This is a genomic window from Devosia lucknowensis (genome assembly GCF_900177655.1).
Classification (GTDB): domain Bacteria; phylum Pseudomonadota; class Alphaproteobacteria; order Rhizobiales; family Devosiaceae; genus Devosia; species Devosia lucknowensis.
Map to the genome: position 1 here is coordinate 281,169 of NZ_FXWK01000001.1, position 13,211 is coordinate 294,379.

At 64.9% G+C, this 13,211-nt stretch carries 13 protein-coding genes; 4 read left to right on the forward strand and 9 right to left on the reverse strand.

The window, feature by feature from the left end; genetic code table 11:
- Window positions 1–14 precede the first annotated feature (14 nt).
- A complete protein-coding gene (locus tag CCK88_RS18615; RefSeq protein ID WP_244557406.1) occupies window positions 15–407 on the reverse strand; it encodes an AtpZ/AtpI family protein in 393 nt (130 codons plus the stop codon).
- A 336-nt stretch (window positions 408–743) separates the two neighbouring features.
- Here CCK88_RS18615 and CCK88_RS01385 point away from each other — a divergent pair, with 336 nt between their 5' ends.
- Complete coding sequence (locus tag CCK88_RS01385) at window positions 744–1,058, forward strand: hypothetical protein (RefSeq protein ID WP_086468762.1); 315 nt, start codon at window positions 744–746, stop codon at window positions 1,056–1,058.
- A 119-nt stretch (window positions 1,059–1,177) separates the two neighbouring features.
- On the opposite strand, the gene CCK88_RS01390 is transcribed toward CCK88_RS01385, so the two are convergent.
- The 3 genes from CCK88_RS01390 to CCK88_RS01400 form a co-directional block, all read right to left on the reverse strand.
- Window positions 1,178–4,633: an AAA family ATPase gene (locus tag CCK88_RS01390; protein ID WP_086468763.1), complete on the reverse strand. Its 3,456-nt coding sequence runs from the start codon at window positions 4,631–4,633 to the stop codon at window positions 1,178–1,180.
- Between the two features lie 24 nt (window positions 4,634–4,657).
- Window positions 4,658–5,446, reverse strand: a complete 789-nt coding sequence (locus CCK88_RS01395; protein WP_170926310.1) for a DsbA family protein — start codon at window positions 5,444–5,446, stop codon at window positions 4,658–4,660.
- 88 nt (window positions 5,447–5,534) lie between these two features.
- Complete coding sequence (locus CCK88_RS01400) at window positions 5,535–6,050, reverse strand: DUF721 domain-containing protein (protein WP_086468765.1); 516 nt, start codon at window positions 6,048–6,050, stop codon at window positions 5,535–5,537.
- Window positions 6,051–6,372: 322 nt separating this feature from the next.
- Here CCK88_RS01400 and CCK88_RS01405 point away from each other — a divergent pair, with 322 nt between their 5' ends.
- Window positions 6,373–7,431: an A/G-specific adenine glycosylase gene (locus CCK88_RS01405; RefSeq protein WP_244557407.1), complete on the forward strand. Its 1,059-nt coding sequence runs from the start codon at window positions 6,373–6,375 to the stop codon at window positions 7,429–7,431.
- 3 nt (window positions 7,432–7,434) lie between these two features.
- On the opposite strand, the gene CCK88_RS01410 is transcribed toward CCK88_RS01405, so the two are convergent.
- From CCK88_RS01410 to CCK88_RS01425, 4 genes are all read right to left on the reverse strand, one after another.
- Entirely contained in the window at window positions 7,435–7,806 is a 372-nt protein-coding gene (locus CCK88_RS01410; protein ID WP_086468766.1) for a hypothetical protein, read from the reverse strand.
- A 199-nt stretch (window positions 7,807–8,005) separates the two neighbouring features.
- The gene (locus tag CCK88_RS01415) at window positions 8,006–9,142 is read right to left on the reverse strand and encodes a site-specific DNA-methyltransferase (protein WP_086468767.1); all 1,137 of its coding nucleotides are present in this window, start codon (window positions 9,140–9,142) and stop codon (window positions 8,006–8,008) included.
- A gap of 82 nt (window positions 9,143–9,224) precedes the next feature.
- Complete coding sequence (locus CCK88_RS01420) at window positions 9,225–9,914, reverse strand: ribonuclease HII (RefSeq protein ID WP_086468768.1); 690 nt, start codon at window positions 9,912–9,914, stop codon at window positions 9,225–9,227.
- A gap of 2 nt (window positions 9,915–9,916) precedes the next feature.
- Window positions 9,917–10,282: a DUF4180 domain-containing protein gene (locus CCK88_RS01425; protein ID WP_086470754.1), complete on the reverse strand. Its 366-nt coding sequence runs from the start codon at window positions 10,280–10,282 to the stop codon at window positions 9,917–9,919.
- A 123-nt stretch (window positions 10,283–10,405) separates the two neighbouring features.
- Between CCK88_RS01425 and CCK88_RS01430 the strand changes: the two genes are divergently transcribed.
- Both CCK88_RS01430 and CCK88_RS01435 read left to right on the forward strand, forming a co-directional pair.
- Window positions 10,406–10,987 (forward strand): hypothetical protein, encoded by a 582-nt coding sequence (locus CCK88_RS01430; RefSeq protein ID WP_086468769.1) that lies wholly within the window; start codon window positions 10,406–10,408, stop codon window positions 10,985–10,987.
- 63 nt (window positions 10,988–11,050) lie between these two features.
- Window positions 11,051–11,725: an HAD family hydrolase gene (locus CCK88_RS01435; RefSeq protein WP_086470755.1), complete on the forward strand. Its 675-nt coding sequence runs from the start codon at window positions 11,051–11,053 to the stop codon at window positions 11,723–11,725.
- A gap of 98 nt (window positions 11,726–11,823) precedes the next feature.
- Here CCK88_RS01435 and CCK88_RS01440 read toward each other — a convergent pair whose 3' ends face one another.
- Window positions 11,824–12,972 (reverse strand): PA0069 family radical SAM protein, encoded by a 1,149-nt coding sequence (locus tag CCK88_RS01440; protein WP_086468770.1) that lies wholly within the window; start codon window positions 12,970–12,972, stop codon window positions 11,824–11,826.
- Between the last annotated feature and the right edge of the window lie 239 nt (window positions 12,973–13,211).

The window sequence follows — 13,211 nt, forward strand, 5'->3', positions numbered from 1 at the left end:
TCTAAGCGTCATCATTATTCACCCCGCTCTTCGTCTTCCGCGTCGGGCCCGAGATCGGACCCCGGCGGGGGAGGCGAGGCGGCATTCATTTCCGCCACCACTCGGATGACGTTCAGGATTCCAGCGGCGAAGCCCATCAAGAGAAGGATGAGCAGGCCCCAGGGGCTGGTTCCCAGGCCAAGGTCTATAAGGTAGCCGAGACCGGCACCTACCAGGACCGCGGCGATGAACTCGGTGCCGATGCGCATGCCGCGCGCCAGACCACTCATCTCCGGGGAAGCATCTCGGGCGGATCTGTTGTCCTCCCGCTCGCGCTCCCGCTTGGCAGAGGCGATACGCGATGCAAGATCACGCGTCACCCCTTGAGCGCCTTTTGGCTGGCTGTGGTCGTCTTGCGAATTGCTCATCCGCTGCTCCCTTTGGCCGGCCTTTCCCCGTTTCAAGGGGCGCCCTTTTAAGTCGCGCGCAACATAGTGGTGGCCCCATTTGGTGTCAAGGCGCGCAGTTTAGCCTTAAGTGCTTGTGCAATAAGCTCTATTCGGGTTTCAGTGGGGGTGCGGCATGCTGTCCACTCCACGATTTTGGCGGAGTCAGGGCAGGGGCCGGGGATTCTCCGTGCGCAAGCCCCGTCGCGACTGCAACTACAAGCGCCTCGGGAACGGCGCGACAAGGCGACGTGTTGTGTCGGCATGCGGTTTGGGGCAAGCCATTGGCGATCAATCAATCAACGAGGCAAGCAAAGCATGAATGAGGCCGAAGTCGACCGTCTTGTCGGTGAGTTGCTGGCGACAGGCGAGATGAACGAGGACACGGTAGCCGACCTGGAGCGGATCCTGGCCGAGGCCAAGGCCGGGCAGTCCTATCCCGATGACATCGACTATCTGCGCGCTCTGCATGCCCGCATCCTCTCGAGCGATCAAGCCGAGCCGGAAGCCACGACGCCGGTGGCAGACGATGCCGCGCAGCTGCGCCAGGAAATCAGCCGGCTTCAGGCCGAACTGGCAGATGCCCGCCAGACCATCGCCGAACTGGAAACGCGGCTGGCCTCGGGGGTGTGAGAGGGTTCGTCGACCTTGCTCATCGTCTATACCTGACCTGATCGGGCGGTCCACGCGTCAGCGAACTGGATTGCCCGGTCGAGCCGGGGCAATGGCGAAAGCGCGGAGGAACCGCGTCCCTAGCCCGCCTCGCGGAAGCTCTCGGCCGTCGTCAGGTCCACCGATACCAGCTGGCTGACGCCGCGCTCGGCCATGGTGACGCCGAACAGGCGATCGACCCGGCTCATGGTGATCGGATTGTGCGTGATGACCATGAAGCGCGTATTGGTGCGCTGGCGCATGCTGTCGAGCAGGTTGCAGAAGCGTTCGACATTGGCGTCGTCGAGCGGCGCATCGACCTCGTCGAGCACGCAGATCGGCGCGGGATTGGTGAGGAACACCGCAAAGATCAGCGACATGGCGGTGAGTGCCTGTTCGCCGCCTGACAGCAGGGTCATGGTCTGCGGTTTCTTGCCCGGCGGGCGGGCGATGATCTCGAGCCCGGCTTCAAGCGGATCGTCGCTCTCAACGAATGTCAGTTCGGCGGTGCCACCGCCGAACAGCGTGGTGAACAGCTCCTGGAAATGGGCGTTGACCTTGCCGAAGGCTTCGTTGAGCCGGGCGCGTCCCTCGCGATTGAGCGAGGCGATGCCCGCGCGCAGCTTGGCGATGGCTTCGATGATGTCGTCGCGATCGCGCACCATGGTGTCCAGCTTTTCCTGGACCTCGGCGGCTTCCTTCTCGGCGGAGAGATTGACCCCGCCCAGGCGCTCGCGTTCGGACTTTAGGCGCTCGAGCTTCTGTTCCATCGCCTGCTCGGCGGGCAGCGCTTCCTCGGCGCGGATGCCGGACGCTTCGAGGGTGCGATGGGCGTGGATGCCCAGCGATTCCTCGGTTTGCCGTTCGATCTGCTGACGCTGGGCAATGCTGCCCTTGAGCCGCTCCTCGATGCGGGTGAGCTCGATGCGGACACTGTTGAGAGCGTCGCCGGCGCCCTTGAGGGCCCGATCCGCGTCGCGCCAGGCGCTCTGGGCGGACTGCAGGTGATCGCCGGCCTGCTGATGCTCGACCTTGGCGGTCGCGATCTGGTGGTCGAGCTGGGCCTTGCGGCCGGCAAAACCGTCGGGCGCCTCGGCGATGCCGGCGAGCTGGGCCTCGACATCAGCCATGCGCTGGTCGAGCGTCGCCAGCTGCCCCTGCGCGCCGTCGCGACGCCGTTGCCAGGAGGCGCTGTCGCGGCCGAGCTGGTCGAGACGTGCGGTTCGCATGCGGGCCGCCGTTTCGATAGTGCCCAGTCTGAGGCGCGCCTGGTCGGCCTTGTCGCGCAGTTCTGCGAGGCCCTGCCGGGCCCGGTCGGCCGCGGCGGCGAGCTGGGTTTCGTCGTCCTTGTCGGTGATGCGGGCGGACACCTCGGCCAGCATGGCTTCGGCTTCCACAAGGCTGGCGGCCAGGCGAGCCTGCGCCTCGTCCAGCGTCAGACGACGGGTATTGAGATCGCCCATGGCGCGTTGCGCGGCGTCGAGCTCGGTCTGTGCGGTGCCGATCGCGTGCTGCGCCCGGCGCCACAGTTCGCGCGTGGTGCGTTCGTGCTCGCGGGCGGTGTCGAGGGCCGCCGAACGCGCCTCGACGTCACGCCTCCAGGCATTGCGCTCGCCCTTGGCGCGCAGGATTTCCTCGTCGAGTTCGGCAAGGCGATTGCGTTGCGCGAGGCGCTGGGCCGCAGCGCTCGGTGCATCCGCGGCGGCCACGAACCCATCCCAGCGCCAGAGGGCACCGTCCGCTGTCACGAGGCGCTGGCCGGGCTTCAGGGCCTTCATCAGCGCCGGACCGTCGACCGCATCCACGAGCCCGATCTGGTCGAGGCGGCGCTTCAGCAGCGGCGTGCCGGTGACATGGCGGCTGAGCGGTTCGGCCCCCTGGGGCAGGGCGGGGTCGTCGTACCCGTCGATGGCCACCGACCAGTGCATGGGGGCGCCCGCATCAGAGGAGGCCTCGAGATCGTCGCCCAGGGCCGCGCCGAGCGCCGTCTCGTAGCCCGGCTCGACGGTGAGCTCATCCACGACAGCAGGCCAGAGGCTGGCCCCGACATTGAGCATCTTGTCCAGGGTCGAGGCCTCGGCCTCGAGGCGGGTCACGAGCGCATCGAGTTCGCCAAGGCGCGGGCGCGCGGTGTCGAGATGGGCCTGGGCGGAGCGGGCGCTTTCTTCGGCAGCCAGCGCTGCGACCTCAGCGGTGGCGGCAGCAGACTGGGCTGTTTCGAGGGCCGTGCGCCGGGATGCGAGGGTTTCGTCGGCATCGAGGGCCGCGATGACGCGCGTGCGTTCGGCGTCGACCTCGGCCAGTTGCTGGGCAAGGCGCGCGCGGCGGGACTGCGCATCGGCAAGGTTGCGCTCGGCCTGGGCGCGCTGCGCGCGAACCTGCGCAAGGGCGTCGGCAGCCCGGCGGGCCTGTTCGTCTGCTGCGGCCACGGCTGCGCGGGCCGCTTCGGCTTCGGCGCGCGCAGCATCGAATTGCGCCTGCGACGCCTGCTGTTCACCCGCCAGCTGGGACTGCTCGATCTGGTAGGTGGCCAGCGTCGCGTCGGCCTCGCCAACCAGATCGCGCTCGCGCGAGCCGTCGGCAGCGATCTGGCGGAGGCGATCTTCGAGCTCGCCGCGGCGCTGGCTGATGCGGCGGGCTTCGTCGGCCAGCTGTTCGGCAAGGATCGTGTAGCGCTGCAGCACCGCGCCGGTCACGGCCTCGCGTTCGCGCAGCGGGTTGAGGGCGGCTTCGGCGGTTTCGAGTGCCTTCTGCGCGGCCAGCTCGGTATGGGTCGCGTCGGCCAGTTGCCGGATGAGGACGGCCTGCGCCGCCTCGTTTTCCTTCTCGGCGACGCGCGCGGCAACCCAGCGGATATGAAAAAGCGTCGCCTCGGCGCGACGGATGTCGCCGGACAGGCCACGGTAGCGGATGGCAAGGCGCGCCTGACGCTTGAGGGTTTCGAGCTGGCTTTCGACCTGGGCGATGACGTCGTCGACGCGTTCGAGATTGCCTTCGGCAGCGCGCAGCCGCAGTTCGGCCTCGTGGCGGCGAGAGTGGAGACCCGAAATGCCCGCGGCTTCTTCGAGGAGGGCCCTGCGCGCGGTCGGCTTGGCGGCGATCAGTTCACCGATCTGCCCCTGGCGCACCATGGCCGGGGAATGCGCCCCGGTGGAGGCATCGGCGAACAGCAGCTGCACGTCGCGGGCGCGCACTTCCTTGCCGTTGACGCGGTAGACCGAACCTGCCTCGCGCTCGATGCGGCGCGTGACTTCCAGCACATCGGCCGTATTGAGGGCGGCAGGCGCGGTGCGATCGGAATTGTCGAGGACGAGGGTGACTTCGGCGGTATTGCGCGCCGGGCGGTTGCCGGAGCCCGAGAAGATGACGTCGTCCATGCCGGAGGCGCGCATCGCCTTGTACGAGCTTTCGCCCATGACCCAGCGCATGGCCTCGACCAGATTGGACTTGCCGCAGCCATTGGGCCCGACAATGCCGGTGAGGCCGGGCTCCATGACGAGCACGGTCTCATCGGAAAAGGATTTGAAGCCGTGAAGCTTGAGGCGGGAGAACTTCATGAGTTCCCCCACCGCAGATCGGCGTTAGTTGGCAGGCGAGACTTCGTTGGCCGGAGCCATGCTGTCGACCGGGCTGGTCGCATCGTTTGCCGGAGCCATCGCGTCGGCGGCAGGAGCCGCGGCCGGAGCAGTCGACGAAGGCGCGGTGGGAACGAAATCGGCAGGAACGAGCGGATCGATGGCAGCGGCGAGCTGCTCGAAATCGTAACCGGTCGTGATCTTGTTGCCGTTGACATAGAAGCTCGGCGTTCCCGTCACCCCGAAGTCATCCATGGCCTGGGTGCGCACCGCTTCCATAGCCTGGAGCAGCTCCTGATTCGTCAAGGCAGCGTTGAAGCTTTCCTGGGTAAAGCCGAGCTGCTGGGCGATGGCGAGGATTTGCGTGCCCGGCGCCGACATCCAGTTGTTCTGGGTCGAGAAGTAGGTGGAGAGCACTTCTTCGTAGCGTTCCGGACCGGCAGCCTCGGCCAGCATGAAGATGGCGGCGTCGACTTCGTTGCGCAGGAACGGGCGCACGATGAACTTGACCTTGCCGGTTTCGATATAATCCGCCTTGAGCTGCGGATAGACCGTGGTGTGGAAGGCCGCGCAGTGCGGGCAGGTCGGCGATGCGTATTCGATCAGCGTGACCGGCGCATCCATGCTGCCCTCGACCTTGTCGACCATGCCATCGACAAGCGGCATGACCGGCTGGTCGGGCTGGGCCGTCGCCGCGAAAACCGGCGTTGGCGCAAGCAGGAACGAGCCTCCGCCCACTGTGGCTACGGCGACAGCGGCTCCGGCGATGATGAAGTTTCTGCGGTTCGTGGTCAATTTGGTCTCCTGGACGCTTTCGACGGCGACACTACACATGGGCTTGTGGCGAGCAAGTGCCCTTCGGGTTCACTTGGAGGTGAACAGTCTATTTCGCCTTTTGGGACGATCTGCGCGAGAGCGCCAGCCCGAGGGCATGCAACGCTTCCCGCAGATCATCGTCCTCGACCTTTTCGGTCGCTTTGCCGACCTTCGCGAGTTCGCTCTGGCTCGGTTGATACGGCTTCTGCACCCTTCGACCTGAACTGGGCGTGAATGGCTCCGCCGACAAACGGACATCATTGATCAGAATGTAGCCGAAATACCGGTTCACCGCTGCGGCAATCGCAGGAGCCTCGTGCTGGGCGAAGAGGGCCTGTCCCGGCGCGCAGCGAAGGTACAGCGTTGCCCCTTCGGCGCTGCGTTCGGAGCGTGGCCAAGTCAGCTTGTCGGGCAGGGTGGTGTCGTCGAACGGCTTGGGTGCGATCAGCCGCCAGTGGGTGATGATGTCCCGACCCGCAAAGCCGCGCTTCCTCAGCACCGGATCGAGCGCGCCACTCAGCGCATCCGCCACGGACAGCGTCTTGTTGCGGCGTTTCGGTTGGGGCAGGTCGTCTTTTGCCATAGCGGTGGAGTACTCCCGGCATGGTCGGGGGGCAAGGGGGCGAGGGCAGGGTTCGCCACCCTCCCCATTGAGAGGAGAGTAGCGTCGCTAGACCCGGCAGGGTCGTAGCAGAGCCAGGGAGGGGCGCTGCTTTCACGCAAGAACCGTCCATTCCCATACCCCCAACACCCCCACCTAACCTCCCCCTGCAGAAGGGGGAGGGACCCATCCAGACTGTCGCGAGAGCGGTGAAGGTCGCAGCTCTTCCCCTCCACCTGTTTCAGGGGGAGGCCGGGTGGGGTGCCACTTGTCGCTTATGGGAAGAAGACGCTATCCCTCGGCCATGTCCCTCTCCCACCCGCATCCAATAGATTCGCCCGCAGTGCTCGCGTGGTACGACCGCCATGCCCGCGACCTGCCGTGGCGGGTGTCGCCGCAGGACCGGCGCGATGGTGTTCGGCCCGACCCTTACCGCGTCTGGCTGAGCGAAGTGATGCTGCAACAAACCACCGTTGCCGCGGTGAAGGCCTACTTCCTGCGCTTCACCAGCCTGTGGCCAACGGTAGCGAACCTGGCTGCCGCGCCGCTCGATGCGGTGCTGCGCGAATGGGCGGGCCTGGGTTACTACGCGCGGGCCCGAAATCTGCATGCGTGCGCACAAGCGGTGGTCGGCGACCACGGCGGCGTGTTTCCCGATACCGCGGCGGGCCTCCAGACCCTGCCGGGTATCGGCGCCTATACCAGCGCGGCCATTGCTGCGATCTGTTTTGACGAGCGCGTCGCGGTGCTCGATGGCAATCTCGATCGCGTGCTGGCGCGCTACTACGCGCTCGACGTTCCCGTGCGCGAGGCCAAGGACGAATTGCGCGGCGCGCTGCAACTGGCTGTGCCCGTGAGGGCCGGGGATTTTGCCCAGGCCATGATGGATCTGGGCGCCACGATCTGTGCGCCAAGGGCAGCGATGTGCCTCGTCTGCCCGCTGCATGATGGCTGCGAGGCCAGGGCCGAAGGCGAGCCGACGCGCTATCCGATCAAGCCGGTCAAGGCCGAACGGCCCGTGCGCCGGGGACATGCCTTCGTCATGCGCGACGCATCGGGCGACGTTTATCTTCAAAGCCGTCCGGCCAAGGGCCTGCTGGCGGGAATGACCGAAGTGCCGACATCGGATTGGACGGCAGAGCCGGGGGAGCCGGATTTCCCAGTGACAGCCGCGTGGCAACGTCACGGCGAGGTCGTGCACATCTTCACCCATTTCCGCCTGGAGCTGGAGGTGTGGTCGGCAGTGGTGCCGCCGGACGGGCTCGTCAACGGATGGTGGTCTTCACCCGACGCGCTCGCGGGCGAGGCCCTGCCGACATTGTTCCGCAAGGTGCTCAATCTGGCCGGGCTGGACCAGGCCTGACGTTCAATAGACGAAGGTGCAGATGACTTCGACGACCTGCTCATCGGTGGCGAGAGACGCCTGATAGGCGAAGAGCTCTTCGTTGTAGAGGCCCATGAGGTAAAACGAACCCGGCGCAATGTGCTCGGAAAACTCGTTGCCGAAAATGACCTGTCCTGCGCCCAGGATCTGCAGGGGAACCGTTTCCTCGACCGTAGCCGTGTCCGGGTCAAGCCAGCCATAGCTGGGGCCGCTGCCGACGCGAAGTGTGCCGTGATAGGTGTCCGGTCCGTCCATGTCCGACAGGCATTCGAAATCGCCTTCGGCAAAAAAGCTGTCCTGGGCGAAAACCATCGTGGTCGACAGGAGAAGTATGGCGAGCGACAGGCGGATCATCTTGGCCTCCTGCGCATATACTGCCCGCAAATAAGTATGGCGGCTAGTGGTCCGACCTGGTCTCGTGTGCCTGGAGCAGCCGGTATCGAATGCCGACCTTGATGTGATGTGCATGAGCGGGGGGTGCAGACAAACAAAAAGGCCGCCGGGGCAAACCGGCGGCCAGTTTTAGAGCCTGAAGAATGATTGGAGGTCAGGATCAGGCAGAAAGCAAATCAAGTTTTGAACGAATGTCGGCGCGAAGCGTGTCGATCGGCTCCATTCGTCCAGATTGTTCGTGGTGCCAGAAGGTCCACCCGTTGCATGACTCGGAACCCTGAACCAATGCGCCGACCTTGTGGATCGACCCCTGGTGTGGACCCGAGACGAGCGAGCCGTCTGCACGAACCATGGCAGAGTAACGTTTCGTTAAGTCGAAGAGTTGCGTGCCGACTTCAAGAAGCCCCTGCTCGACCAGCGAGCCGAACGGAATGCGGGCTTCCTTGCGCTTGGGTGTGACCGACTGCAGGGCTTCGAAGACCCCGGGGCGGATGGTGGCGATCCGCTGGCGGGCGCCGGCGATGTAGGTGGCCTCGCGCTCGATGCCGATGAAGTGGCGACCGAGCTTGCGGGCCACGGCGCCGGTCGTGCCGGTGCCGAAGAACGGATCGAGCACGATGTCGCCGGGCTTGGTCGTGGCATTGAGAATGCGGAACAGCAGGGCTTCAGGCTTCTGCGTGGGATGGAGCTTGCCCTCATCCTCGCCCTTGAGCCTTTCCGTGCCGGTGCAGATGGGGAACAGCCAGTCGCTGCGCATCTGCGTGTCGTCATTGGCCAGCTTCATGGCTTCATAATTGAAGGTGACGCGGCTTTTCTGCGACTTGGCGGCCCAGATCAGCGTTTCATGGGCATTGGTGAACCGTGTGCCGCGAAAATTCGGCATGGGGTTCGCCTTGCGCCAGATGACGTCGTTGAGCATCCAGAACCCCAGGTCCTGGAGCGCTGTGCCGACGCGGAAAATATTGTGGTAGGAGCCGATGACCCACATGGCGCCATCGGGCTTGAGCAGACGACGCGCTGCCGTCATCCACGCCTTGGTGAAGGCGTCGTAATGGGCAAAGCTGTCGAACTTGTCCCAATCGTCATCGACCGCATCGACCTTGGATTGGTCGGGACGCGTGAGACCCTGTTCCAGCTGCAGATTATACGGTGGATCTGCGAAAATGAGATCGATGGAGCCGGCCGGCAAACTATTCATATGGTCGATGCAATCGCCCACAAGGATAGTATCGATCGGAAGGCGCGTGGCCTCCCTTTCCGCATCGGCCTGACGGGCCGTACGCGCGGTACGCAACATGCACTTAACCCTAACGCAGTACTAACAAGACCGTTATAGAGCGTTGAGGTTAATGGAGCGTTCGCAAGGGGTTAGCGAGGGGTTAATCAACCATCGCGACAACTGTCCGGCGCACAAGCAGTGCGGCGACCGGCGCAAATTCCTCGCGGTGGTGGCGGCACGGACCATGCAGATCGAGCGCCGCGAGGTGGGCCGCCGTCGAATAGCCCTTGTGTCCGGAAAAACCGAAATGCGGGGCGTCGCAATCCATGATGGCGCACATGCGGTCGCGCATCACCTTGGCGACGATGGAAGCCGCCGCGATCGAAACGCTGCGTCCATCGCCACCGATGAGCGCGAGCCCCGGGCAGGGCAGGCCCGGCGGCACGTCGCGGCCATCGACCAGAACCCGATCCACCGGGCGGGGCAGGGCCCGAACGGCGCGCGCCATGGCTGCCAGCGTCGCGCCGCGGATATTGAGGGCAACAATTTCGCTGGGCGGCGCGGAGACGACTGCGACTTCGGCGCTGGCCATGATCGCCTCGAACAGTTCCTCGCGGCGCTCGGCGGTGAGCTTCTTGGAATCGTTGAGGCCGGCGGGGATATTGTCGGGGTCGAGGCGGACCGCGGAGACGACGACCGGGCCGGCGAGGGGGCCGCGTCCCGCTTCGTCGACCCCGGCGACCAGCCGGGCGCCGCGCGCCAGCAGCATTTCCTCGTGGCTGAAGTCCGGGAAGCCGGCTTCGGGGGAGAAGAGCTCTGCGGTCGGTGCGGGCTTGGGCTTGCGTGCCATGATCAATCCTTGGGCCGCAGGGCCGTTTCCAATGCGGCCTCGTCGGTGACGAACAGATGGTGGCCGATGCGGTTGGTCTCGCCCACGAAGTCGCGCAGGGCTTTGCTGGCCGTCATGTGAGCCGAGATATCGCCAATGATGGCGAGGCGCATCTGATAATTCTGCAGCTTCTGGAAAAAGTGACCAGCCTGTCGCGTCGAAAGATCGAAGAAGCCGGGCGCGAACCTGGTCGCTGACACGGCGATCATGTCGGCGCCGGTCCCGTAGGTGGCGCCGATGAGGTCGAGAGCGTCCTGTTCGCTGGCAAGGGCCGGGCCCTCGCCTTCGACAAAAAACACCGTGGTGTCGTTGAAGGATCTCGTGCTCATGACAATCTCCATGCGCATGATCGCCCGCAAGACCGATTTCGGGACAACCCGCCGCCACTTTTGCGGCTCATGGTGCTCCTGATACAAGAGTCTGGCCGGGGGGCAAAGGCGAGAGAGACTTCCATGCGCTTGGCAACCGGCCTCTGGGCCCTCGTGCTGTTGACTGCCCCCGCTGCGGCGGAGCCCTTCCATCACCCGTTCGGCGAATGGCGCGAATACCATCGCGACTGGCTGGCCGCCTGTCCGGATGTCATCAACGAGGACGCCACCGATTTCTATGGCTATTCGTGTTTTGCCAGCACCGGTAGCCAGGAGCTCAACGATGCCAATCTGCCGGCCTACAAGCTGACCCTCATCCGCAATCGGCTGGACGGCGATCTCGACCTCGCCATCACCGTGGCGCCTGCGACAGGCGAATACGATCCCGCGCGGCCGATGACATTGCACTTCGGCGGAACGGCGCCGCTGCAACTGGTGTTGGGCCAGGGCATCGAAACCCGGCACAACACCACCAACCAGTTCTTCATTTCCGATCCGGACCGCCTCGCCTCGGTGATCGAGACGATGAAGGAGCGGAACGCGGTCAGCCTTAGCGTACCGCTCAAGGGCGTCGAGAGGCCGGTGGAGACGCGCCTGTCGCTGCGCGGCGTTCTGGCGTCGCTCGACTTCATGAGCGCCTATGCGCGCAAAGTGACGCAGTACTAGTCCGGTCATTGACGCGGAAACGGGTTTGGTGTGGTTTTCCGGCCCCATCAGACGGAATTCACCATGCCCCTCAAGCCCGGCGCCGCCCTGCTGTTCGACATCGACGGCACCCTGGTGGAAAGCGACCCGCTGCATCTCGAAGCCTTCAACATCGCCTTCGCGCCCTACGGGCACACATTCGACCGGGACCGGTTCGGCAGGGAATTGCAGGGCCTGGCCAATGCCGCCATCGGCGCCCGCTTTTTCCCCGCCGAGACGCCGGAGCGGCAGTGGGAGATCATGATGGGCAAGGAGGCGAAGTTCCGCGAGCTGGCCGCCAAGGGAATCGAGCCGGTTGCGGGGCTGATGGGCCTCCTGGACTGGGCCGATGCGCACGACGTGCCCATGGTGGCGGTGACCAATGCACCGCGGCCCAATGCCGATCTGCTGATCGACGCCATCGGCATCCGCGCCCGTTTCCGGCATGTGGTGATCGGTGATGAACTGGCGCATGGCAAGCCGCATCCCTTGCCCTATCTCGAAGGCCTGCGGCTCCTCGGCGCCGATGCGGCCCATAGCGTGGCCTTCGAGGACTCGCGCACCGGCATCGCCTCGGCGACGGGCGCCGGGATCGCGACGGTCGGTCTGGCGACCGGGTTGAAACCCGAGCAACTGGTGGAGGCCGGCGCGGTGCTGGCGGCCCATGATTACACAGGGGCGGACCTGCTGGAATTCGTCGAACGGCGGTTGTTCGGTTGAGGAGCAACCTCTACGCAACCTCCCCCTGAGACGGGGAGGTCAGGTGGGGGCGCTGCGCTCGATTCCATGTATTGCCCACCGGCTTGTCCGGGTGACGGCTAAAACAGGCTCATCTGCGGGCTATCGACCTTGGGCGCGATGAACAGATCATTGCGCAGCGGCGGCAGCTTGGCGTCGAGCCCATATCGCTCCCGCGCCTTTTCGAAGCGCTGGCGAAGAAGCGTGGCATAGGGGCCCTCGCCGGTCATGCGAACGCCCCAGCGCGAGTCATAGTCCTTGCCGCCGCGCGTATCGCGGACGAGCGAAAGGACATGGCGGACCCGATCGGGGAAATGGCGCAGCAGCCATTCGCGGAACACGTCCCGCACTTCGCCCGGAAGCCGCAGCAGGATCATCGAGGCGCTGACCGCACCCTGGGCCTTACCGGCATCGAGAATGCGTTCAAGCTCCATGTCGTTGATCGCCGGGATCATGGGCGAGGCGAAGATGGCCGTGGGCACGCCGGCCTCGCTGAGCAGGCGTATGGCCTCAAGCCGACGGGCCGGCGAAGATGCGCGCGGTTCCATCTTGCGGCTGAGCTTGTGATCCATCGAGGTGACCGAAATGGCCACCTTCACCAGGTTGAGCCTGGCCAGCTCCGTGAGGATGTCGAGATCGCGAATGATCAGCGCTGACTTAGTGGTGATCATCACGGGATGCCGGGTTTCGAGCATGACCTCGAGAATGCCCCGCGTGAGCTTGTGGCTGCGTTCTGCCGGCTGGTAGGGATCTGTATTGGTGCCCATGGCGATGGGCTTGGGGCGGTAGTTTTTCGCGGACAGCTCGGCGCGCAAGGCCTCGACGGCATTGGCCTTGACGTAGATGTCGCGCTCGAAATCGATGCCAGCGGAATGACCGAGATAGGCGTGGGTCGGACGGGCAAAGCAATAGGAACAGCCGTGCTCGCAGCCCCTGTAGGCGTTGATCGAGCGCTCGAAGCCGATATCGGGGCTATCATTGGTGGTAATAATGGTCTTGGCGCGTTCGACATGTTCGACCGTTTCGAATACCGGCATCGGTTCGACCACGCCCCAGCCATCGTCGAAGCTGTCGCGCTGGTGCGGCTCAAACCTGCCCGTGCGGTTGCTCTGCGCGCCGCGACCGCGAATACGGTCTGGTTGCATGAGTTCGCGCCGTGCCAGATCCGCATCGCGGCTCTTGCTCAAGCGTTCGAGGGCTTCGAAAGAGGGGGCCTGATATGCGGCCATGATCCTGTCTCCTGGCTGGACGGCCGATGGAATCGACATCCATCCGACGCATCCCAACGCTAGCAGCTTGATGAGAACAGAACAAGAACATGATTGCGGCCATATTGGCCGCCGGATCAGATATCGGCATGACGGGCATGCATTACAAGCCTTTACCGCGGGGCCTTCCAGGCGTAGAGAACCGCTCCCGTCGGCCCTGTCAGCCAGCGCGAGCCAGCTCGCGATTTTTTGCGTTCGGA